We start from the raw sequence: 19,855 nt of genomic DNA, 5'->3' as shown, positions 1-19,855 counted from the left end.
CTCGGCGGGCTCGGTCTCGGGCGCACCGGCGAACCGGGCGCCGCCGTAGCGGGCGCCGCCGCGCGAGCGCTCCCGCTTGGTACGGCCGGCGGGCTTGCGCTGCAGCTCCTGCCCCTGCTGCGGGGCGGGCGCTTCCTCGGTGCGGGGGGCCGGGACGCGGACGGCCCGTGCGTCGGGTTCGGGTTCGCGGAACCAGCCCTCGGGGGCCGGCGGACGGGACACGAGAGCGTCGAGCCTGCCCTGCAGTTCCAGGCAGCGGGCGGTGGCGCGTTCCCGGTCGTCGCGGGCCCAGGCGAGGTCGTTGGGGTCGGCGGTGCCGAGCTGGACGGCGCGGGCGGCGTCGCGCTCGCGCAGCAGCGTGTACTGCCGTTCCCGCTGCATCATGTCCAGCCGCGCCCGTAGCGCGTGTTCGCTGCCGGGCGCCGCGTCGAACTCGGCCACCGCGGCCGCATACAGCCGCTTCGCCCGCGTCAGCGCCTCGCCGGGGACCGACCGGCCGCCGTGCAGGGCGGCGACGTCGTGGAGGACGGCCAGCAGCACATCCCACGGCGGTACGTCGTGGCCGTCGAGATAGGCGCGTACACCTTCCGGATCGCGGGCCGCGAAGACTCCGTACCAGCCCGGCGTCTCGCCCAGGGCGGTGACCAGAGAGCGGAAGTAGAGGGTGAACTCCCTTACGGCGTCGCCGATTTCAGCACCCGCCCTGCGATCCACGGTCGTACCTCCCTGCCCGCCGCGAGGCGCGGCGGAAGCGTGTGGTCCGTTCGCATTCGACACCAGTTGTGTTACGAGGGCGCTACGGGGAGTTTTCTGACGGCGCACGGTGGCGCCGGTAATGCCGCGCTACGCGGGCGCGGTTGCCGCAGGACGGCTTGCACCACTCCTGCCGGCCGTGCGCCTTCACGAAGTACCGCACGCAGCGCGGCGCCGCGCACGCGCGCAGCCGCTCACGCTGAGGCCCCGTCAGGAAGTCGATGGCGGCGCGGGCGAGGGTGGCGGTGAGGGCGGCCACAGGGTCCGCGGGGCCTGCCGGGTGCAGCCGCGCGCTGGGCTCGGCCTCGTCGGGCCATTCGAGGCTTACGGTCACCGGCTGCCGCGCCGCCGCCGCGTTCAGCCGGGCCACGGCCTCGTCGGCGGGCAGAAGGCGGTTGGCGTCGGCCGAACTGGCCGGGCCCGGACTCACGGCGCGGGCGAACACTGCTCGTACGGCTTGGCGTACGGCGACGACCTCGACCCGCGCGCGCTCGTCGGCGTCGAACGGCGAGACGCCCAGCCATTCCGCCCGCTCCCGCACCCAGGCCGTCAGCCCCTCGGCGTCGGCCAGATCGTCCGCGACCCCGCCATGCCCATCGTGGTGGACGGTGCTCGCCAACTCCAGGGCGGGATGGAGGTCCATGGCAGTGCCCTTCTGTTGCGTCGCACCGACTGTCTAACGGAAGGGTTACATCTTATGCATTAGGCGGCGGGCCGGTGCCCGCTCGTCCCGTACCAGCGCTCGCACGCGGCCTCCAGTTCGGCACGGGCGGCCACCAGCCGCCTGTCCTGGCGCTGGCGCTCGGTCAGTTGGACGAGCTGCGCACGGGCCGAGTCCTTGGGGGCGGTGTCGGCCCGTACGCGGCGCAGTTCGGCCTCGGCCTGTGCGATGAGGCTCCTGCGTTGCTTGCGGAAGTCGTTCTCCTGGGTGACCGCGTCCTCGATTCGCCCCGCGAAGCGGCGTACGTCGGCCTCCGTGTACTGACCGCGCTGGTAGGAGACGCGCAGCCCGCCGCGGATCTGGATGGCGAACTCGCCGGACGCCTGCTCATAGCTGATGTGGAGCCCGGCGAGCTGGATGTCCCGGGTGCCGAAGCGCAGCTGGTGCTGATGCAGCTTCAGTTCGCCGAGCGATTCGAGCAGTTCGCCCCGGCCGGGATGGCGGAGTTCTCTCAGGTGTTGTTCGGCGGTGCGTATGCGCTCGCGGTGCCGGGACTCCTCGCCGCGTACGTGGCTCCTCGCGTCGGACAGTTCGCGGCGGGCCTCCCGTTCGAGTCCGCGAAGGCGGCGGCGGGCGGCGGCCAGGTCCTGGCGGTCGCGGGCGTACGCTCCACCGAAGGCATACGCCCAGCCGCCGGGGTAACTGTAGAGGCGTCGGCCGACGTAGCCGGCGCAGCCCGCCAGGACCAGCAGTACCCAGACCATGGCCGCCATGCGCTGCCCCTTACGGTGTACCGCTCGGCCGGACGACCTGGGCGGAGCCGCCGTCGCGGCGGACGGTCTCGGCGGCGGCCAGCCAGCGGCCGTCGGGGAGGCGCTGGATGCCGGTGGCGGCGCCGATCTCGGAGGTCTCGGCGAAGACGTGGCCCAGTGCGGTGAGTTGGTCCTTTGCCGGGGTGGCCAGGAAGGCCGTCTCGGCGGACGTCGTGGTGGTGTTGCGCTGGCTGGCCCGTGGGGCGGCGATGGCGTCGACGAGCGGCAGGCCACGGTCCACGTGTTCGGTCAGCACCTGGAGGACCGTGGTGATGATGGTCGAGCCGCCCGGGGAGCCGAGGGCGAAGTCGACGCGGCCGTTCTTGAGAACGATGGTCGGGGAGATCGACGAGCGCGGGCGCTTGCCGGGGCCGGGAAGGTTGGGGTCGTGGACCGTGGGGCTCGCCGGGGTGAAGGAGAAGTCGGTGAGCTCGTTGTTGAGGAGGAAGCCGCGGCCGGGGACGGTGATGGCGCTGCCGCCGGTCTGCTCGATCGTCAGCGTGTACGACACCACGTTGCCCCACTTGTCGGCCACCGTGAGGTGCGTGGTGTTGTCGCCCTCGTACGTGGTCGGGGCCGCGGTGCCCGAGGTGGTGCAGGCGGTCGGGTTGCTGGGATCGCCGGGGGCCAGCGGGCTGGTCAGGACGGCGTCGTCCTTGATCAGGCAGGCGCGCGAGTCGGCGTACGACTGGGAGAGCAGCCCGGCGGTCGGGACCTTCTCGTACGCGGGGTCGCCGACCCAGCGGCCCCGGTCGGCGAAGGCGATGCGGCTGGCCTCGAGGTAGCGGTGGAGGTACTGGGCGTCGGTGAGCTTGGAGAGGTCCGTGCCCTCGAGGATGTTGAGGGCCTCGCCGACGGTGGTGCCGCCCGAGGACGAGGGGGCGATGCCGTAGACGTCCCGGCCACGGTAGGAGACCTTGGTCGGGGCCTGCTGCTTCGCCCGGTACGCCTTGAGGTCGGCGGCGGTGAGGTCCCCGGTGCGTACGACGCGGCTCGAGGCCGGGTCGACGGGCGGGTTGCGGACGGTCTTGACGATGTCGGCGCCGATGTCGCCGGCGTAGACGGCCTTGACGCCCTTCTTGCCCAGCTCCTCGTACGTAGTGGCGAGGTCGGGGTTGGTGAAGGTGGAGCCGACGACCGGGAGTTCGCCGCCGGGGAGGAAGAGCTTGGCGGTGTCGGGGAAGTCGGCGAAGCGGGCCTGGTTGGACTGCGTCTGGCTGCGGAAGGTGCCGTCCACGGTGAAGCCGTCGCGGGCGATGCGCTCGGCGGGCCGCAGGACCGTCTTGAGGGACTCGGAGCCCCAGGTGTTGAGGGCTCTCGACCAAGTGGCGGGCGTGCCGGGGACCCCGACGCTCAGGCCGCTGGTGACGGCGGCGTCGAAGGGGATGGCCTGGCCGTTCTCGACGAAGAGCTGGTCGGTGGCGCTGGCGGGGGCGGTCTCGCGGCCGTCGATCGTGGAGACCTTGTGGGTGCGGGCGTTGTAGTAGACGAAGTAGCCGCCACCGCCGATGCCCGAGGAGTACGGCTCGGTGACGCCGAGCGCGGCGGCGGTGGCCACGGCGGCGTCGACCGCGTTGCCGCCCTGCCGCAGCACCTCGATGCCGGCGGCCGACGCGTCGGCGTCCACGCTCGCGACGGCGCCGCCGTAGCCGACGGCCACCGGGACCTTCGCCGGTGTCGAGGGCGCGGCCTGGTTCGGGGGCGCCGCGCCGACCGAAATCAGGGCCGCACTGACGGCGAGCAGCGAGACATGGCGACGACGCATACGGGGACCTCCACTGGACGACCGCGACCGTCTGCGCAGCCTAACGGGATTCGTCTCCTCCGTCAGGAACACATCACCTCGAACGTCGCCGCTACGATTCGCGCTCATGAGCGACGACGTCCGCAACATCATCCTGGGCCTGGCCGCCAGCGCCATCAGCGCAGCGCTGGGCTGGTTCGTCCGCACCTACCTGTGGCGCCGCAAACTCCGCCGCCAGCAGCGCTTCTTCGGGCTGCCCACCGGCTCCGAGTGCCTGCTGGTGGTCAACCGCGACCCGGGCGCACGGGAGTGGAGCGTGGCGCGGCACGACGTCTTCGCGCTGATCGAACTGGCGGCGCTGATCAAGGACTGCCGGGCGCACGCCGAGATCCTGCCGCACGACACGGCGTGGCAGGGCTTCGGGGCGCGTACGGAGTTCTGCATCGGAGGCCCGGTGTCCAACCAGCGCATGGCGGCCCATCTTCGCTCCATGCTCCCCGGCGTCGAGGTCAACCCCGACAGCATCGGCCCGGACCGGGGCGCCTTCACCATCGACGGCGAGACCTACCGCCTGGACAAGGGCTCGGTGGAGTACATACTCCTGGCCCGCATCGCCGCCGACGAGAACACCGGGAACAGCCGCCCGGTCTTCCTCTCCTCCGGCCAGACCGCGATCACCAACCAGGCGGCCGTGCGCTACCTGGCCCGCCACTACCCCCGCCTGGCCCGCAAGTACGGGCTGGACGGCTCCTTCTGCCTGCTGCTGAAGGTGGTCAATTCGCAGGCGTACGGTCCCGATGTCGTGGAGGTCGTCGCCGACGTCACCCGGGCGGCATCGACACCGAACAGCCGTCCGGCAGCCATAACGGCAGAATGACGGCGTGAGCCAACAGAACACCACCGCCGCGAGAACCCCCTGGCTGCGCCCGATGACGGCCCGCGACCCCGCGGAGCCGCATCGCGCGGCCACGCCGTTGGAGCTGCTCTTCGACCTGTGCTTCGTGGTCGCCGTGGCCCAGGTGGGGGCCCAGCTGCACCACGCGCTGTCCGGGGACCACGCCTCGACCGGGGTGGCCAGTTACGTGATGGTGTTCTTCGCGATCTGGTGGGCCTGGATGGGCTTCACGTGGTTCGCGTCCGCGTACGACATCGACGACGTCCCGTACCGGCTGACCACGTTCGTCCAGATCACCGGCATCCTGATTTTGGCCGCCGGGGTCCCCCGCGCCTTCACCGCGCATGACTTCACGCTGCCGGTGACCGGCTACATCATCATGCGGACCGGGCTGGTCTCGCAGTGGCTGCGGGCGGCGCACTCCCATCCGCAGGGGCGCGCGACGGCCCTGCGCTACGCCCTCGGAATCATCGCCATCCAGTGCGCCTGGACCGGCTGGCTCTTCCTGCCCCACTCGTGGCAGGCCGCCACCTTCGCGGTGCTGGGACTCCTGGACCTCTGCGTCCCCATCTGGTCCGAGGCCGCCGGCCGGACTCCCTGGCATCCGCATCACATCGCCGAGCGCTATAGCCTGTTCACCCTCATCGTCCTGGGCGAGTCGGTGCTCGCGGCGACGTTGGCGGTGCAGCAGGCGATCGACCTGCGGGAGACGCCGCTCGCGCTGTTCAGCGTGGCCGGCGGCGGGCTGCTGATCGTCTTTTCCATCTGGTGGCTGTACTTCGCGAAGCCCGCCGCCCAGTTCCTGACCTCCAACCGGGCCAGCATCCCCTGGGGTTACGGCCACTACCTGATCTTCGCCTCAGCAGCGGCCGTGGGTGCGGGGCTGGCAGTCAACATCGACTACGCCACGCACCACGCCCATATCTCGCACGCCGCGGCGGGGGCCACCGTGACGGTGCCGGTCGCGGTGTTCCTGCTCGTGCTGTACGTCCTGCACATCAGGCCGCACCATGTGCCCCTCGCCCACAACCTGCTGTCGCCGGGCGCGGCGGCGCTGGTGCTGGCCGTGACCTTCACCGCCATCCCCGTGCTCGCCACCGGGCTGGTCCTCGCGGCCCTGGGGGCGGCATCGGTGGTGGTCAGCCGGCCGGCTGCCTGACGCAGAGCCGGTCGAGGACGGCGGCCGCCATGGCCTGCTCCCCCAGGGCGTTGGGGTGTGCGGGGGCGGCGGGCGAGGCCGGGGTCAGCGGCTCGATCCAGCGGACGCCGGGGGTCTGGCACATGTCGTGGCCGATGGTCGGGGTGTAGGTGTCGACGTACGTCGCGTGGGCGGCCCGCGCCTGACGGGCGAGCATGGCGTTGACCCCCTTCTCGGTGTCGCGGAGATAGGCGAAGTCGCCGTCGGCGAAGGGCACCGAGGGACGGCAACCGACGCCGCTGTCGGGCAGCAGGTCCGGGTAGCCGACCACGACGACGCGGGCGTGCGGGGCACGCTTGTGGATGCCGGCGAGGACAGCCGCGACCTTGGGGGCGGTGTCGCGGATGTTGGTCTGGAGCTGGTCCGTTCCGCTCGCGTTGTAGTGCGCCCGGCACGGGCTGCCGGTCGGGTCGGTGGCGGCGACGCCGGCGCAGGTGGCGATGATGCTGCCGAAACCGACGTCGTTGCCGCCGATCTGGAGCGTGACGAGGTCGGTCGCCCTGGTGACGGCGTCGAGCTGCGGCGGGTTGGTGCCCTGCGCCTGCCACATCTCCTTCGTGGTGGCGCCACTGCAGCTCACATCGGTCAGGGTGGCGCGGGCCAGCCGCTGCACGACGAGCGACGGGTAGTTGCTGCTGGAGCGAAGGCAGTTGGCGTCCGTCTGTACCGGGATGAGCGGTCCGGCCGTATACGAGTCGCCGAGGGCGACATAACTGCGGCCGCCGCCCGGACCGTGGTCGTGGGCGGCGGCCGGAATGGCACTGCCTGCGGTGAGTGCGACGGTGGCGCCGAGTGCGGCGACCCCCCGGACCAGTGTGCGTCTGCGCATCTGTGATCCTCCCCCTGTGTCGACATTGACGTGCTCAGATTCAGTGCACGCGGGGCGGGTGTCAATGGCCGGGACGACAGTTGAGTCAACGGACTGACGTTCTTTCAAGGCGATCGACCAATCGTTACTCGTGCGTAACACTCACGAGTATTACCCCCAGGCTGGCGCTGGTGATCGACACCGTCGACCCGCTGTACATCGAGCGCAATCCGGCGCTGTCGACGATCGCCTTCACGTCCCCGGCCGGCGATCCGTCCACGCTGTCGGTGCCGGTGAGCGGGTGAGCGGGGCCCCGGGTCACCGACCCGGGGCCCCGCTCACCCGCTCAGGGCGCAGGACTCAGGAGCTGGAGGGCTGCGGCGCCGCGCTGCCCTGGCCGCCGAAGCCACCGCAGCCGCCGCGGCCGCCGAAGCCACCGGAGGGCCTGCCCGAGGGCATCCCCGACGGCCGGCCGCTCGGCATGCCGGACGGCCTACCGCTCGGCATACCGGAGGGCCGGCCCGATCCGCCGAAGCCGCCGCCGGGGCGGCCGCTCGGACAGGCGGTGCTGCTCGGCTGGCTTCCGCTGCTGCTGCTGGACGAGGAGCCCGAGCCACAGCCAGCCAGCAACAGCGTCGAGGCAGCCAGTAGTGCGACGGCGGCGGGAACCGTCCGGCGGCGAGTCCTCAGGACACGAGTCATGGGTCAGTAGCTCCTCAAAGGTCCGGCGCACGCGACGCCCGGATATCAGGTGTCCCACGAGCCAATCCCATCCGCCCATGCCCGCACTGTGCTGACCCTGTGAGTACCGTATGCGCCTGGTCAAGGGAGGTTTATGCCCAGGAAGTCCGTCAGCCAAGGACGCGGTCGACGAGGGTGTCCCGTTCCGGCTTGGGGATGGCGGTCCACCGGGTTCCGCGGATGGCGCCCTCCAGGGCGAGCAGGGTGTGCGTGCAGGCTTCCTCCGGGAGATCCGCCCGGATCTTCTCGAAGGCCCGGCCGGCGCCGAGGCGGCGCAGCTCGTCGGCGTCCGTCACACCGGCGCGGCGCAGGCGCTCTGCGAGGATCGCTCCGATGTTGGGCATCTGCTGCAGGGAGTCCATGCCGACATCATGCACCGCCGGACGGTCCGTCAGACCGCGATCTCAGCCCAGACACGCTTGCCGCCCGGGAGGAGTTCCGTACCCCAGCGGAAGGTGTACGCGGAGACCAGCTGAAGCCCGCGGCTGCTCTCGGCCGTGGTGGGGAACGGTCCGGTGAGGATCAGGCAGGGCAGCGAGCGCGAGCAGTCGCGCACCGAGATGTGCACAAGGGTCAGTCTGCGCCACAGCGTCAGACCGATCTGGCGGCCGCCCGCGTGTCGTACGGCATTGGTGACCAGTTCGGCCAGCACCACGCTCGCCGTTTCCATCAGGTGGCTGAGGCCCCACACGTCCAGGGTCGCGTCGAGGATGCGGCGGGCCTGGCGCGGGGCGTGCTCGTCGCAGGGGAGGAAGACTTCGCCGACGAGCAGGGTCGTCGGCGGGCAATCCACGGGTTCGACGGGTTGTGCATGTTCGGCCGGTTCGGGCGCGGTATTCCGGGGTATTTCGTCGCTGGGCGCCTCACCGGTATCTCGATGGATTGGTGCCTGAGCAGCCAGGTTTTCACGCATATGTCCACCTCATTTGTGGGGAAGGTGGCGCTGAGCATCTCGTGAAGACCCTGTGAATGCGATACCCCCGCGCTATTCTCACTGCGATATACCCCCTGGTAACTCGACTGGGGGCCGTCTGCGCGGGCGGGAGAGTTCACCCATGTCTGGTCCAGCATCTCCGTCTTCTCCCCTTTCTCCCCCTTCTCCGCCTTCCGGGGATTTCGTGGAGATGCCCGACTGGGCCTGGCAGCGGGAGGAGATACGTGAGGCGCTGCGCGGTCGCGACGCGGGCGCGATCCTGCGCTTCGCCCAGCAGTACGGCGGGGCCAGCCAGTCAAGAATCGCGGCCGCCACCGGGCTGTTACAGGGGCGGGTCAACGAAATCGTCCGCAACCGGCGAGTGGTGGTGCGGATCGACGTCTTTGAACGGATCGCGGCCGGCCTGCGTATGCCTGACGAGGCGCGACTGCTGATGGGGCTCGCGCCGATCCGGTTCAGCCAGTCCGGGCCGCTGGATCTGCTGCAGCATCCGCAGGTCGCGGCCGTGTCGCGTACGAAGGCCGAGGCGATGACGGAGATCCGGCAGGCGGCGGAGAACGCCCGGTCGGCGGATGTGATCGCCGTACGGGCCCTGGGCATGGTCGCGATGGGCGATTCGCTGCTGCGGAGGGCCCTGACGCGCCCGGACCGTGAATGCGTGCCGAGGGTTCGGGTCATGGTGCTGCACCACGAGAGCCCGGCCGTGTCCCGGATCGCCGAGGAGGTCGGCGAGACGGCCCGCTTCTTCTCGGCGAGTCTGCGGTTCGCGGAGGAACTGCTCGGCGAGCTGGCCGAGGAGGGCACGCTGAAGCTGGAGGTCTACCGCTACCGGACGCCGCCGGTCTGGCGGATGATCCGGCTGGACGACACGTCGTTCGTGGCGGTCATCGGCGCGCGCAGCGACCCGCACGCGTCGCTCGTCTACCGGTTCTCGCCGACCCCGCCGGCCACGTTCGCCGTCGGCTTCGAGCGGTACTTCGATGCCTTGAGGGACGGTGCCGAACGAGTGATCTGAGCGCGCCAGGGTTCAGGCCCTGTCCGGCGGACCTCAGCCCTCCGACACCTCGGCGTAGGCCTGCGACAGCTCCGGCGTGCCGCTCTCGGCCCAGCCGTGGCCGATATCGACGACATCGACCTCGCGTCCGGAGTCGAGCGTCACCACCGGCTGCCCATTGGGCCACACCCGCCAGGCCGCGCCCGGCACGGTGCGAATGATGACGGTGCCCAGGTAGAGACCGGCGTCGTTGCCCAGCCAGGGCACCTCGTCCGGGTCGTCGCGCCAGCGCGGCAGCAGTTGGTCCAGGCGCTCCAACGACGCGACCGTGTCGTCGAGTTCGACGCCTGCGGCCGCAGCCTGCTCACGCAGCAGCCCGCACTCCGCCAGCAGCTCCGCCACGCCCTGCGGGTCGTCGGCGATCGGACCGATCACGGCCACACCGCGGGCTTCGCCCTGCCCCGCGCGCCGCTTGAGCCACTTGTCCAGGAACGGGATGTCCATGCGCTCAGCCTGGCACATGCCGGGGAACGACACGTTGTATACGTTCTGTTGCCGCACAATACGTTGCGTAAGGATGCCCGGCGATTGAAGGGGCATGCAATGTGCGACGAACACCACGAGCGCGAGGCCGCCGACCGCGCCTGGCGCTTACTGGCGCAGCTCGCCGAACGCGCCCCGGGAGCGGTGCGGCTGGCATCGGGGGCCAAGGACGCCGAGATCGACGCGTGGGGCGTGCCTTTGCCGGCCGGCGTACGGCAGCTCGCGCGGCGGGTGCGGGCGTTCCGGATCGCGGAGAGCGAGGAGTACCGGCTCGCGCCGGAGCGGGGGCTGGCGTCGGGCGGGTGGGCGACAGGGCCGCCGGGATCGGCCCACCTGATCCGTGAGGCGGGCGGGGACGCGCTGTTCGTGGACGTGGACTGTACGACCGGGGCGTGGGGGCGGGTGTTCGCGGCGTCGGCGGCCGGAGTCTTCCACGAGACGTGGGCCTACGCCGCCCCGTCCCTGGTCGCCTGGGTTTCCGCGCTGGCCCGGGCGGGGCTGGCGGCGCTGCGCGCGGCCGACGACGAGGGCCTGCTGCTGGAGCGCCTGACCGAGGCCTCGCGCGTCATGTCGTACCGCCCCGACCTGCGCGGCACGCCGGTGCCGCAGGCCCGCGCCGGGTCCGACGCGGGCTCGGACCCGGAGCTGGCGTCCGTGCTCGCCGGGCTGCCGGACGACGCGCTCGTGGTCGACCTGCGCGAGGTCCGGGCCCCGGCCACCCTGCACCTGCCGTGCCCGCCCGCGCTCCGGGGCGGCTACATGGAGTTCCAGCGCCGGGTGGGCGGGCGGTTCGCCGTGGGCTTCCCCCGGCCGGCTCAGACGTCGAGGTCGACCACGACCGGCGCGTGATCCGAGGCGCCCTTGCCCTTGCGCTCCTCGCGGTCCGCATAGGCGTCGCCGACGGCCTTGGTGAAGGGCTGGTTGGCGTAGACGAGGTCGATGCGCATGCCCCGGTTCTTGGGAAAGGCGAGCTGGCGGTAGTCCCAGTAGGTGTACGGGCGGTCGTACTTCAGCGGGCGGGGCACCACGTCGCTCAGCCCAGCCTCACGCAGCGCGGCCAGGGCGGCCCGCTCGGCGGGGGTGACATGGGTCAGGCCCTCGAAGACCGCCGGGTCGTAGACGTCCTCATCGGTCGGCGCCACGTTGTAGTCGCCCAGGATCGCGAAGGGGCGCTCGCCGGCCGCGTCCTCGGCGACGGCGGACCGCAGCGCCTCGAACCAGCGGAGCTTGTAGGCGTAGTGGTCGTGCCCGACCTCACGGCCGTTGGGTACGTAGACCGACCAGACCCGGACCGGACCGCAGGTGGCGGACACCGCGCGCGGCTCGTCCACCTCCTCGTAGAGCGGGCCACCGGGCAGGCCGACGACCACGTCCTCCAGGCCGACGCGGGAGAGCAGCGCCACCCCGTTCCACCGGCCGGTGCAGTTGACGGCGGCCTCGTAGCCGATCGCCCGGAGCTCGTCGAAGGGAAACTGCTCCTCGGTGCACTTGGTCTCCTGGATGCACAGCACATCCGTGCCCGAGGCTTCGAGCCAGGCCAGCAGCCGGGGGAGGCGGGCGGCGATCGAGTTGACGTTCCATGTGGCGATGCGCATGCCCTCGAATGTACCGCCCGCCTCTGACAGCCGGAGGGAGCAGCGCTTCAGCCCAGGTCGAGGCTCTCGCCCGGCGCGAGTCGGCCGTGGTCGGCTCCGGCGACGCCCGGGCCGTTGGGGCCGAGCAGGTTGTCGTAGACCATGCGCGCGATGTCGGTGAGCAGCCCGTCGTGGACGTCGATCGCGCGCTGCGGCTTGATCTCGCGTACGTAGTCGATGACCTCCGCCACCTTGTTCCACGGCGCGTGCACCGGCAGCAGCAGGGTGTCGACCGGGCTGTCCGGGACGGTGAGCGCGTCGCCGGGGTGGAAGAGGCTGCCGTCCACCAGGTAACCCACGTTGGTGATGCGCGGGATGTCCGGGTGGATCACGGCGTGCAGCTCTCCGTGCACCTGGATGTCGAACCCGGCGGCGGAGAAGGTGTCGCCCTCCCCCACCGTGTGCACCCGTCCCGGGAAGGCCGCCGCGACCTTCTCCGCGACGCTGCTCAGCGTCCAGATCTCGGCCTCGGGGTTCGCCTCCAGCGCGGCCCGCAACCGGTCCTCGTTGAAGTGGTCGAGGTGTTCATGGGTGACGAGGACGGCCTCGGCGCCGACGGCGGCGTCCTCCTCGCTGAAAGTACCGGGGTCGATGACGAGCGTGCGCCCGTCCTTCTCCAGCCGGACGCAGGCGTGGCCCTTCTTGGTCAGCTTCATACGAACCATGATGGCCGACCGGGGCCCGCCCGCCGATCATCAACGTGGTGCAGTTTCTTCCTGGATAACACGCTGGGCCACCGCGAAGGCGGAGTTCGCGGCCGGCACCCCGCAGTAGACGGCGGTGTGCATCAGCACCTCCTTGATCTCGGCGGGGCTGAGTCCGTTGCGCAGTGCGGCGCGGGTGTGGAAGGCCAGTTCGTCGTAGTGGCCCCGGGCGGCGAGCGCGGTGAGGGTGACGACGCTGCGGGTGCGGCGGTCGAGGCCCTCGCGGGTCCAGATCTCACCCCAGGCGTAGCGGGTGATGAACTCCTGGAAGTCCTCGGTGAACTCGTCGGCGCCCGCGCCGGCCCGGTCCACGTGCGCGTCGCCCAGCACCTCGCGGCGCACCTTCATCCCGGCGTCGTACGGGTCCGGGAGAACCTCCCCCGCCGGCCCGGCCGGTTCGGGCGCGGTGGGGACGGCGACGGAAACGGGGGCGGCGACCGGTTCGGCCACCGGCACCGGCACGAGCACCGGCGGCCCGGCCCAGGCGGTGCCGAAGTGCCGTACGAGAAGGTCGGTGACGGCGGCGGGCTGCTCGACCGGGACGAGGTGCGAGGCGCCCGGCACGATGGCGAGCCGCGCGTCCGGTATTCCGGCGACCAGGACCCGCGCGTCGGCCGGGGGCGTGACTGGGTCCTCCGCGCCGCCGAGGACGAGGGTCGGCACGGTGATGCGGGCCAGCTCCTCGCGCAGGTCGTGGGCGGCCATGGCCTCGCAGGCGGCGATGTAGCAGCCCGGTTCTGTGGTCCGCACCATCTGCACCGCCCACTCGACGATGGCACCCTGCGTCGCCCGGAAGCCGTCGGCGAACCAGCGCTCCGGGGCGCTATGCGCGATCTGGCCGAGCCCGTTGGCCCGTACGATCACGCCGCGCTGCCGCCACTCGTCGGGGGTGCCGTAGCGGGCGGAGGAGGAGATCAGGGCGAGGGAGGCGACCCGGTGCGGGGCGCGCAGGGCGAGCTGGGTGCCGATGGCGCCGCCGATGGAGCAGCCGGCGTAGCCGAAGCTCTCGATGCTGAGCCCGTCGAGGGTGGCGAGCAGCCGGTCGGCCAGTTCGGCGGTGGCGTTGGCCGGCTCCGCCGGTGCTCCGCCGTGGCCGGGGAGGTCGTAGCGCAGGACGCGCCACTGCCGGGTCAGCTCGGGCACCTGGCGGTCCCACATGTGCCATGTGGTACCCAGTGAGGGCCCCAAGATCAGGACAGGTGCGTCTTCTGGCCCGTCAAAGCGGTATTGCAGGGTTTTCGCTGGTGTCTCGCTCACCCTTCTGACCCTCTCATCTCTCACGGGATCTCACACGGCCGGTCCCAACCTAACGGCTCTTGTTCTTCTCGCTACGACAGGCCCGGCACTGCCGGAAGCCTCGAGGGTCCAGGTACGTGTTCTCCGACGTGTACTCGTGGCCGTGTCGGCAGTGGGTCCTGCGGGCGCGCGCCCGGTTCCAGTCCCTTCGACCTAAGAACCTCTCAGTCACAGCTCGGGAGGTGTTCGGGGGGCATGTGGAGCGGGTGCGGGAGCGGTCGCTGAGGTCGCCGGGCTGACCGCCTTCGGGGGGCGGATCGCAGACGGGAAAGCCCCGGCTCCGGCTCGGTGTCAGGCGGTCAGGCAGGCAGGTGGAGGCGCAGACGGCGGGCGGCGGCAGCCACGGCCGCGCCGGCTGCCAGGGCGATCCCGGCCAGCGCCAGGAAGTAGAAGGGCAGGGGCAGGACGGCGGTCAGGCGGAAGAACTGGCCGCCGAGGACGACTCCGACGGCGGCGAACATGCCGTTCAGCGCCAGGAACCGGTTGAGGTAGCCGGGTGGGGCGGTCGCGGCGGCCAGTGCCAGGCCGGCCGGGGCGAGCACGACCTCACCCAGGGAGTACAGCAGGTAGACGGCGATCAGCCACGCCACCGAGACATCGCCGGTGCGGGCCAGCAGGGCGGCCGCCGTCATGACGATGAAGCTCAGCCCGGCCGCGGCCAGGGCTCCGGCGAACTTGGTGGTCGTCCGAGCACGCAGCCGGCCGGCGAAGGGCGCCAGGAGCAGGATGAACAGCGGGTGCACGGACTGCAGCCAACTCGCGGGGACCGTGAAGCCGAGGACGTCGCGGTCGGTGTGGTGCGCGGCGAACAGGGACAGGACGGAACCGCTCTGCGCGAAGATCATCCAGAAGGCCGCCGAGGCTGCCATGACCGCGGCGAAGGCGGTCAGCCGACGCCGGTCGACCGCACTGCGGCGGCCCAGGGCGCGCAGATGGAGAAACGGCAGGAACACCGTGGCCAGGCCCAGCAGGGCCAGCACCGCCAGCAGCGGCAGCAGGCCGAGGACGACCGCGGTCGCGGCGGCGGCGCCGACCAGGACGACCACGGCGGCGCGCCGAGCGGCCGTGCGTGCCTCCGCGCGGGTCAGGGGGCAGGTGGGGGCGCTGCCGACGCCGTCGAGGACGCGCAGGCCGAGACGGAACTGGGCAAGGCCCGCCGCCATGCCGAAGGCGGCCGCGGCGAAGCCCAGGTGCCAGGTGACCTTCTCCGCGAGCAGTCCTGTGACGAGCGGGGCGAGCAGTGCGGAGACCTGGATGCACATGTAGAAGCGGGAGAAGGCCTCCTCCCGCTTGGCCGTGCCGCTGACCGCGGACACCATGGCGGCCAGGGACGGCTTGACCAGGCCGGTGCCGACGACGACGAGTGCCAGACCGGCGTACAGGGCCGGGACGGCCGCGATCGCGAGCACGGCATGGCCGCAGGCGATGAGCGCGCCGCCCGCCAGTACGGCCCGGCGGGCCCCGAGGACCCGGTCCGCGAGCCAGCCCCCGGGCAGCCCGGCCATGAAGTTCAGGGACATGTAGGTCGCGAAGAGCGCGGTGGCCGTTTGCTGGGACATGCCCAGGCCGCCGTCGGCGGGGGCGGCGGTGAGGTAGAGGACGAGGATCGCCGCCATGCCGAAGAAGCTGAAGCGTTCCCACAGGTCGACGCCGAGCAGGGTGAGAAAACCACGGCGGGCCCCGGGGCCCGCGGCCCCGTTACGCGGTACGGCGGGGTCGTCCGCCCACGCGCCGGGCCGCAGCGGGCCGGACTGCTCGCCGTCCTCCTCGGGGCGTGGCGGCGCGGGATGCGTGAGGTCCTCCGGCCTGCTCCGGCTCACCGTGGCTGTCTCCTTCATCCGGTCCTCGAACGAGGACGTCCGGTCACGCCGGGCGGCCGCACGGCGGCGATGCCCGGTGCGCGTGATGTGTCCCACCCTGCAAGGGCCGTCTGGAGCGGGCCTGGTGTACGGCTGGGGCGGCGCGTGACGCCGGTGACCTCGTGCCGGGGCGTCAGATGTACTGTCGCCGGGCCCGGGAGTTCACCTCCTCGACGAGCTGCGCGTGCCGCTTGGAGGCCTGCGCCTGCTCATCGAGCGTGTCGCCGGTGAGGACCGCCTCGGCGAAGGCTCGCACGACGTTGCCGAACTGCCGGTCGGCGGGCAGGGTCAGCTCTTCGCGGTGGTCCTGCCGCTCCACGTACAGCACCGGCTGGTACGAGTCCGGCGGAGTGAACACCCGGTCCAGCCACAGCCTGCCGTGTGAGCCGGAGAGTTCGTAGTGCGTGCGGTACGCGTGCTCCATGCCGAATCTCAGCTGGGCCGTGACCCCGTCCTGCCGGAACAGCTGTACCGATCCGGAGACCACGACGTCACGCTGTCTGTCCACGCGCAGCACCGCGCCCGAGAGCCGCAGGTCGGGACCGAGGAAACGCCCCGCGGCGCGCAGCGGGTAGACCCCGATGTCGAACAGTGCTCCGCCCCCGACCGCCGGGAAGTTGCGGATGTCGTCCGAGGGCTTGGGCGGAATGGTGAACACGCCGGTGAAGTGGCGCAGTTCGCCGATCGCGCCGTCGGCCAGCCGCCGGTCCACGGCCGTGTGCTGGGCGTGATGGAGGAACATGAAGTTCTCGAGGAGTACCAGGCCGCGCGCGGCCGCCAGCTCCAGCAGGCGCCGCGTCGCCGCGGCGTCGGTCGTCAGCGGCTTTTCCGCCAGCACATGCTTGCCCGCGTCCAGGGCCCGTTCGATCCACTCGGCGTGCAGCATCGCGGGCAGCGGGACGTAGACGGCGTCCACGTCGTCGCGTTCGAGCAGGGCCTGGTAGCCCTCGACCGGCTCACCGCCGAACCGGTCCGCGAACCGCTTCGCCCGCTGCCCGTCCCGGCTCGCGAGGGCGACGACGTCGATCGTCTTCTCGTCGAGCATCGCGGGCAGGGTCCGCCGCCAGGCGATGTCGGCGCAGCCGATGACCCCCATCCGCACCACCGGAAGGCCTGTGACCCGCGCGCCCGTCACAGCCGGACCTCTCCTTCGGCGGAGGTCCGCGTGCCCCGAGCGGCCGTCGGCACGAGCTGTTCGTAGACCGGCAGCAGTCCCCTCTCCGCGGCCTCGGCCAGGGTGGGAGCCGCGGCGTCCTTGTCCGACCGGATCGGCGGTTCGGTCAGGCCCCAGGGTATGGCCAGCTCCGGGTCGAGCGCCTGGATGTCGATCATGGTTCCGGGGACGTACTCCTCGGAGCACAGGTAGTTCATGCAGGTGTCGTCGGCCAGCGCGAGGAAGGCGTGGCCGAGTCCGTCGGCGAGGTAGACGCCGATGCCGGAGCCCGCTTCCTGAAGGGTGACGTCGTACATGCCGAAGGTGGGTGACCCGATCCGCAGGTCCACCACCACGTCCAGCGCGGCACCGCGTACGCAAGTGACCAGCTTGGCCTGGCCCGGCGGGACTGTCGTACCGTGAATGCCGCGCAACGTGTTGCGCCCCGACACCGAGTAGTTCACCTGGGAGACCGTGAACTCGTGCCCCAGTGCCTCCGTCAGCGCACGGGCGCGCCAGGCCTCGAAGAACAGGCCGCGCCGGTCGGGCAGGTGCTCCGGCGTGATCCGGTACGCGTCCCGCACCGCCATTTCGCTGATCTCCATCACTTTCGCTCCTGTTCGCCTTCGAGTGCCGTCAGTTGGTGCCGGATGCCGGGCCGGCCGCCGCCGGGTGCCTCCGCCCTCATCCGACCGCCACCGGGGCGGGGACGGCCGCGAGGCAGCTGAGCAGGCAGCGGGCGGCGACGTCGACGTGATTGCCGTACCTCAGCAACGCGGTCAGCTGATCGACCGTCATCCAGCGGAAGTCGTCCGGGACGTCCAGCCCGAAGTCCTCGCCGGCATCGACCACCAGGTAGCGGTTCTCCGCGTGGAGGAACCTGCCTCCCTCCTCCGAGTGCACGACGTCGACCAGGGCCCGCGTGGCAGCCGCCCGTTCGAGGTCGTCCAGGTAGCGGGGCCGGAGTTCGGGCGACAGACAGGCGTAGTTGGCCGCGTTGCAGCTCACCGTCGGTGCCAGTTCGAGCACGTCGTGCGTGCCGGCCTCCGTCTTCGCGCGGACCAGCACATGGAAGACCCCGTCGATCGTCCGGCCCAGGAAGCCGATCACCCCGCGCCCGGCCGGTTTCAGCATCGGCTGCGACCACTGCGCCACCTCACGGTTGGTCGCCTGCACGTCCACGCCGACGATGGAGAAGTAGCGGCTCTCCTCGTGCACGATCTCGCCGCCCGTGCGTTTCCACCGCGCAAGCTGCGCCAACGGCACCGTTCGGCGGGTCAGGACGTACCTCGACTTCATCTCGGAGAGCCAGCTCAGCAGTTCCCCGTAGGCGTGGAGGGCCCCTCCCGGGCTCTCCTCGTGCCGTGGCGCACCGCCGTACTGCGAGAGGAGGAACGGCATGCCGGACAGCACCGTACGGGTGTCCATGTTGACCAGGTTGGGCTCCTTGAGCAGCACGGCGATCTGCTCGAGGTCGAGCCAGCAGTAGTCGTCGCGCACCGGCACCTCGCCCGTCACCTCGACGATCATGTTGCGGTTCCGCTTGCCGAGGAACCACGAACCCTGCTCGGACTGCAGGGCGTCGAAGACGACCCGGCCGCCCCGCGGGGCGACGAAGTGGTCGAGATACGGCACCGCGCTTCCCCGGTGCACCCGGGTGTAGTTGCTGCGGGTCGCCTGTACCGTCGGCGACAGCTGGAGCAGGTTGACGTTGCCCGGCTCCATCTTGGCCTGCAGCAGGCAGTGCGGCCGGCCGTCGATCATTTTGACGAGGATGCCGAGGATGCCGATCTCGGGCTGCACGATGATCGGCTGGGACCAGCTCGCCACTTCGCGGTGATCGGTGCGGATCTCCAGCCCGCAGACCGAGAAGAACCTGCCGCTGTCATGGACGATGTTTTCGGTGCCGGGTTCGAGGGCCCAGCCGGGCATCGACTCCAGCGGCGTCCTGGTGACGCGGTAGTCGTTGGCCCGGGTTCGTTCTGCCCACCAGGCGTGGAAGTCCGACAGATCGCGGAACACTCGTCCCCCTCAGTCGATCGCACGCAGCAGAGCGCGCGGCGCCGCCATCTGGCGCACGTACTGCCCGTAGCGGGTGTTTCCTATCCCCTGTCCCAACTCCCAGCACGCTTCGCGGTCGATGTATCCCATCCGCAGGGCGACCTCTTCGAGGCAGGCGATCCGGACGCCCTGGCGGTGCTCGAGGGTCTGGATGTACTGGCCTGCCGTGAGCAGCGCGTCGTGGGTGCCGGTGTCCAGCCAGGCGAAGCCGCGGCCGAGATCGACCATCCTGGCCGCGCCGCGTTCCAGGTAGACCCGGTTGACATCGGTGATCTCCAGCTCACCGCGGGGTGACGGCCGGATGTCGCGCGCGATGTCGAGGACGTCGTTGTCGTAGAAGTAGAGCCCGGTGACGGCCCGGTTGGACCGGGGACGCTTGGGCTTCTCCTCCAGCGAGATCAGTCTGCCCAGCTCGTCGACCTCACCGATGCCGTAGCGGTGCGGATCCGTCACCTCGTATCCGAACAGCACGCAGCCGTGCAGGGCACGCGCGTTGCGCTGCAACAGGCGCGCGAAGCCGGGGCCGTGGAAGATGTTGTCCCCGAGCACCAGTGCCACGGAATCCGTCCCCACGTGATCGCCACCGATCAGGAACGCCTCGGCGATTCCCCGCGGGCTCGCCTGCTCGGCGTAGCTGATGGACAGCCCGAGGGAGCTGCCGTCTCCGAAGAGCCGGCGGAATCCCGGCAGGTCCCTCGGTGTGGAGATGATCAGAATGTCCTGGATGCCTGCCAGCATCAGCACCGACATCGGGTAGTAGATCATCGGCTTGTCGTAGACCGGCAGGAGCTGCTTCGACACACCGACGGTGATCGGATTCAGTCGGGTGCCGCTTCCACCCGCGAGAACGATCCCTTTCACTTTTCCCTCTTTCGACGTGGGCGAGGGCGGACGGCCCCATGCTGGCGGTCCCGGCTCGAGCCCCGCTTGGGTGCGCAGGTGGGTCCGGGAGACCGCCGGCGTTCCGCCGCCCGGACCGTGCGTTCACCCTGCTTCCAGCCGGGGTCGAGTGGCCTGCCGGACACTTCCGAGCGATGTCTGCGCGTACGCGCCCCGCACTCTCCG

The 19,855-nt window shown here is 71.2% G+C and carries 20 protein-coding genes and 1 pseudogene; 5 read left to right on the top strand and 16 right to left on the bottom strand.

Annotation, left to right across the window (positions count from 1 at the left end):
* The 4 genes and pseudogenes from EFK10_RS31560 to ggt form a co-directional block, all read right to left on the bottom strand.
* Positions 1–714: pseudogene (locus tag EFK10_RS31560) on the bottom strand (hypothetical protein); the annotation flags it as partial.
* Positions 715–796: 82 nt separating this feature from the next.
* Entirely contained in the window at positions 797–1,396 is a 600-nt protein-coding gene (locus EFK10_RS31555) for a CGNR zinc finger domain-containing protein (RefSeq protein ID WP_127359068.1), read from the bottom strand.
* 59 nt (positions 1,397–1,455) lie between these two features.
* Positions 1,456–2,187, bottom strand: coding sequence for a hypothetical protein (locus tag EFK10_RS31550; RefSeq protein ID WP_127359067.1), 732 nt, complete (start codon positions 2,185–2,187; stop codon positions 1,456–1,458).
* A 10-nt stretch (positions 2,188–2,197) separates the two neighbouring features.
* The gene (gene ggt / locus EFK10_RS31545) at positions 2,198–3,991 is read right to left on the bottom strand and encodes a gamma-glutamyltransferase (protein WP_127359066.1); all 1,794 of its coding nucleotides are present in this window, start codon (positions 3,989–3,991) and stop codon (positions 2,198–2,200) included.
* 106 nt (positions 3,992–4,097) lie between these two features.
* On the opposite strand from ggt, the gene EFK10_RS31540 reads away from it, so the two are divergent.
* Together EFK10_RS31540 and EFK10_RS31535 are read left to right on the top strand one after the other, a co-directional pair.
* A complete protein-coding gene (locus tag EFK10_RS31540; RefSeq protein ID WP_127359065.1) occupies positions 4,098–4,847 on the top strand; it encodes a hypothetical protein in 750 nt (249 codons plus the stop codon).
* Between the two features lie 4 nt (positions 4,848–4,851).
* A complete protein-coding gene (locus EFK10_RS31535; RefSeq protein WP_240677590.1) occupies positions 4,852–6,024 on the top strand; it encodes a low temperature requirement protein A in 1,173 nt (390 codons plus the stop codon).
* Here the strand turns inward: EFK10_RS31535 and EFK10_RS31530 are convergent.
* Complete coding sequence (locus tag EFK10_RS31530; RefSeq protein ID WP_127359064.1) at positions 6,005–6,892, bottom strand: SGNH/GDSL hydrolase family protein; 888 nt, start codon at positions 6,890–6,892, stop codon at positions 6,005–6,007. The two genes, EFK10_RS31535 and EFK10_RS31530, sit on opposite strands and share 20 nt — an antisense overlap.
* A gap of 280 nt (positions 6,893–7,172) precedes the next feature.
* Between EFK10_RS31530 and EFK10_RS47915 the strand changes: the two genes are divergently transcribed.
* Positions 7,173–7,583: a hypothetical protein gene (locus EFK10_RS47915; RefSeq protein WP_164836223.1), complete on the top strand. Its 411-nt coding sequence runs from the start codon at positions 7,173–7,175 to the stop codon at positions 7,581–7,583.
* Positions 7,584–7,722: 139 nt separating this feature from the next.
* Here EFK10_RS47915 and EFK10_RS31515 read toward each other — a convergent pair whose 3' ends face one another.
* Both EFK10_RS31515 and EFK10_RS31510 read right to left on the bottom strand, forming a co-directional pair.
* Entirely contained in the window at positions 7,723–7,974 is a 252-nt protein-coding gene (locus tag EFK10_RS31515) for a TfoX/Sxy family DNA transformation protein (RefSeq protein ID WP_127359061.1), read from the bottom strand.
* Between the two features lie 29 nt (positions 7,975–8,003).
* Complete coding sequence (locus EFK10_RS31510) at positions 8,004–8,405, bottom strand: ATP-binding protein (protein WP_127359060.1); 402 nt, start codon at positions 8,403–8,405, stop codon at positions 8,004–8,006.
* Positions 8,406–8,736: 331 nt separating this feature from the next.
* Between EFK10_RS31510 and EFK10_RS31505 the strand changes: the two genes are divergently transcribed.
* Entirely contained in the window at positions 8,737–9,561 is an 825-nt protein-coding gene (locus EFK10_RS31505) for an XRE family transcriptional regulator (protein WP_127359059.1), read from the top strand.
* Positions 9,562–9,594: 33 nt separating this feature from the next.
* On the opposite strand, the gene EFK10_RS31500 is transcribed toward EFK10_RS31505, so the two are convergent.
* On the bottom strand, positions 9,595–10,044 hold the full coding sequence (locus EFK10_RS31500) for a DUF6278 family protein (protein WP_127359058.1): 450 nt from the start codon (positions 10,042–10,044) through the stop codon (positions 9,595–9,597).
* Between the two features lie 99 nt (positions 10,045–10,143).
* Here EFK10_RS31500 and EFK10_RS31495 point away from each other — a divergent pair, with 99 nt between their 5' ends.
* The gene (locus EFK10_RS31495) at positions 10,144–10,932 is read left to right on the top strand and encodes a hypothetical protein (protein ID WP_127359057.1); all 789 of its coding nucleotides are present in this window, start codon (positions 10,144–10,146) and stop codon (positions 10,930–10,932) included.
* Here EFK10_RS31495 and EFK10_RS31490 read toward each other — a convergent pair.
* The 8 genes from EFK10_RS31490 to rfbA form a co-directional block, all read right to left on the bottom strand.
* Positions 10,899–11,678, bottom strand: a complete 780-nt coding sequence (locus tag EFK10_RS31490; RefSeq protein WP_127359056.1) for an exodeoxyribonuclease III — start codon at positions 11,676–11,678, stop codon at positions 10,899–10,901. The genes EFK10_RS31495 and EFK10_RS31490 overlap by 34 nt on opposite strands.
* Positions 11,679–11,725: 47 nt before the next feature.
* Positions 11,726–12,373 (bottom strand): MBL fold metallo-hydrolase, encoded by a 648-nt coding sequence (locus EFK10_RS31485; RefSeq protein WP_127359055.1) that lies wholly within the window; start codon positions 12,371–12,373, stop codon positions 11,726–11,728.
* Positions 12,374–12,412: 39 nt separating this feature from the next.
* Positions 12,413–13,678 (bottom strand): bifunctional 3-oxoadipate enol-lactonase/4-carboxymuconolactone decarboxylase PcaDC, encoded by a 1,266-nt coding sequence (gene pcaDC / locus EFK10_RS31480; RefSeq protein WP_127359054.1) that lies wholly within the window; start codon positions 13,676–13,678, stop codon positions 12,413–12,415.
* A gap of 338 nt (positions 13,679–14,016) precedes the next feature.
* Positions 14,017–15,537: a peptide MFS transporter gene (locus EFK10_RS31475; protein ID WP_164836222.1), complete on the bottom strand. Its 1,521-nt coding sequence runs from the start codon at positions 15,535–15,537 to the stop codon at positions 14,017–14,019.
* A 172-nt stretch (positions 15,538–15,709) separates the two neighbouring features.
* Entirely contained in the window at positions 15,710–16,711 is a 1,002-nt protein-coding gene (locus tag EFK10_RS31470; protein ID WP_240677589.1) for a Gfo/Idh/MocA family protein, read from the bottom strand.
* Positions 16,708–17,334 (bottom strand): dTDP-4-dehydrorhamnose 3,5-epimerase family protein, encoded by a 627-nt coding sequence (locus tag EFK10_RS31465; protein ID WP_127359052.1) that lies wholly within the window; start codon positions 17,332–17,334, stop codon positions 16,708–16,710. Before EFK10_RS31465 ends, EFK10_RS31470 begins: the two co-directional genes overlap by 4 nt.
* Before the next feature lie 79 nt (positions 17,335–17,413).
* Positions 17,414–18,751, bottom strand: a complete 1,338-nt coding sequence (locus tag EFK10_RS31460; protein WP_127359051.1) for an NDP-hexose 2,3-dehydratase family protein — start codon at positions 18,749–18,751, stop codon at positions 17,414–17,416.
* Positions 18,752–18,760: 9 nt separating this feature from the next.
* Complete coding sequence (gene rfbA, locus EFK10_RS31455; protein ID WP_127359050.1) at positions 18,761–19,651, bottom strand: glucose-1-phosphate thymidylyltransferase RfbA; 891 nt, start codon at positions 19,649–19,651, stop codon at positions 18,761–18,763.
* Positions 19,652–19,855: the final 204 nt, after the last annotated feature.

The organism is Streptomyces soli (assembly GCF_003999195.1).
Classification (GTDB): Bacteria; Actinomycetota; Actinomycetes; order Streptomycetales; family Streptomycetaceae; genus Actinacidiphila; species Actinacidiphila soli.
The sequence above is the reverse complement of the archived record's forward strand: the minus strand, read 5'-3'. Positions and strand labels throughout refer to the sequence as shown.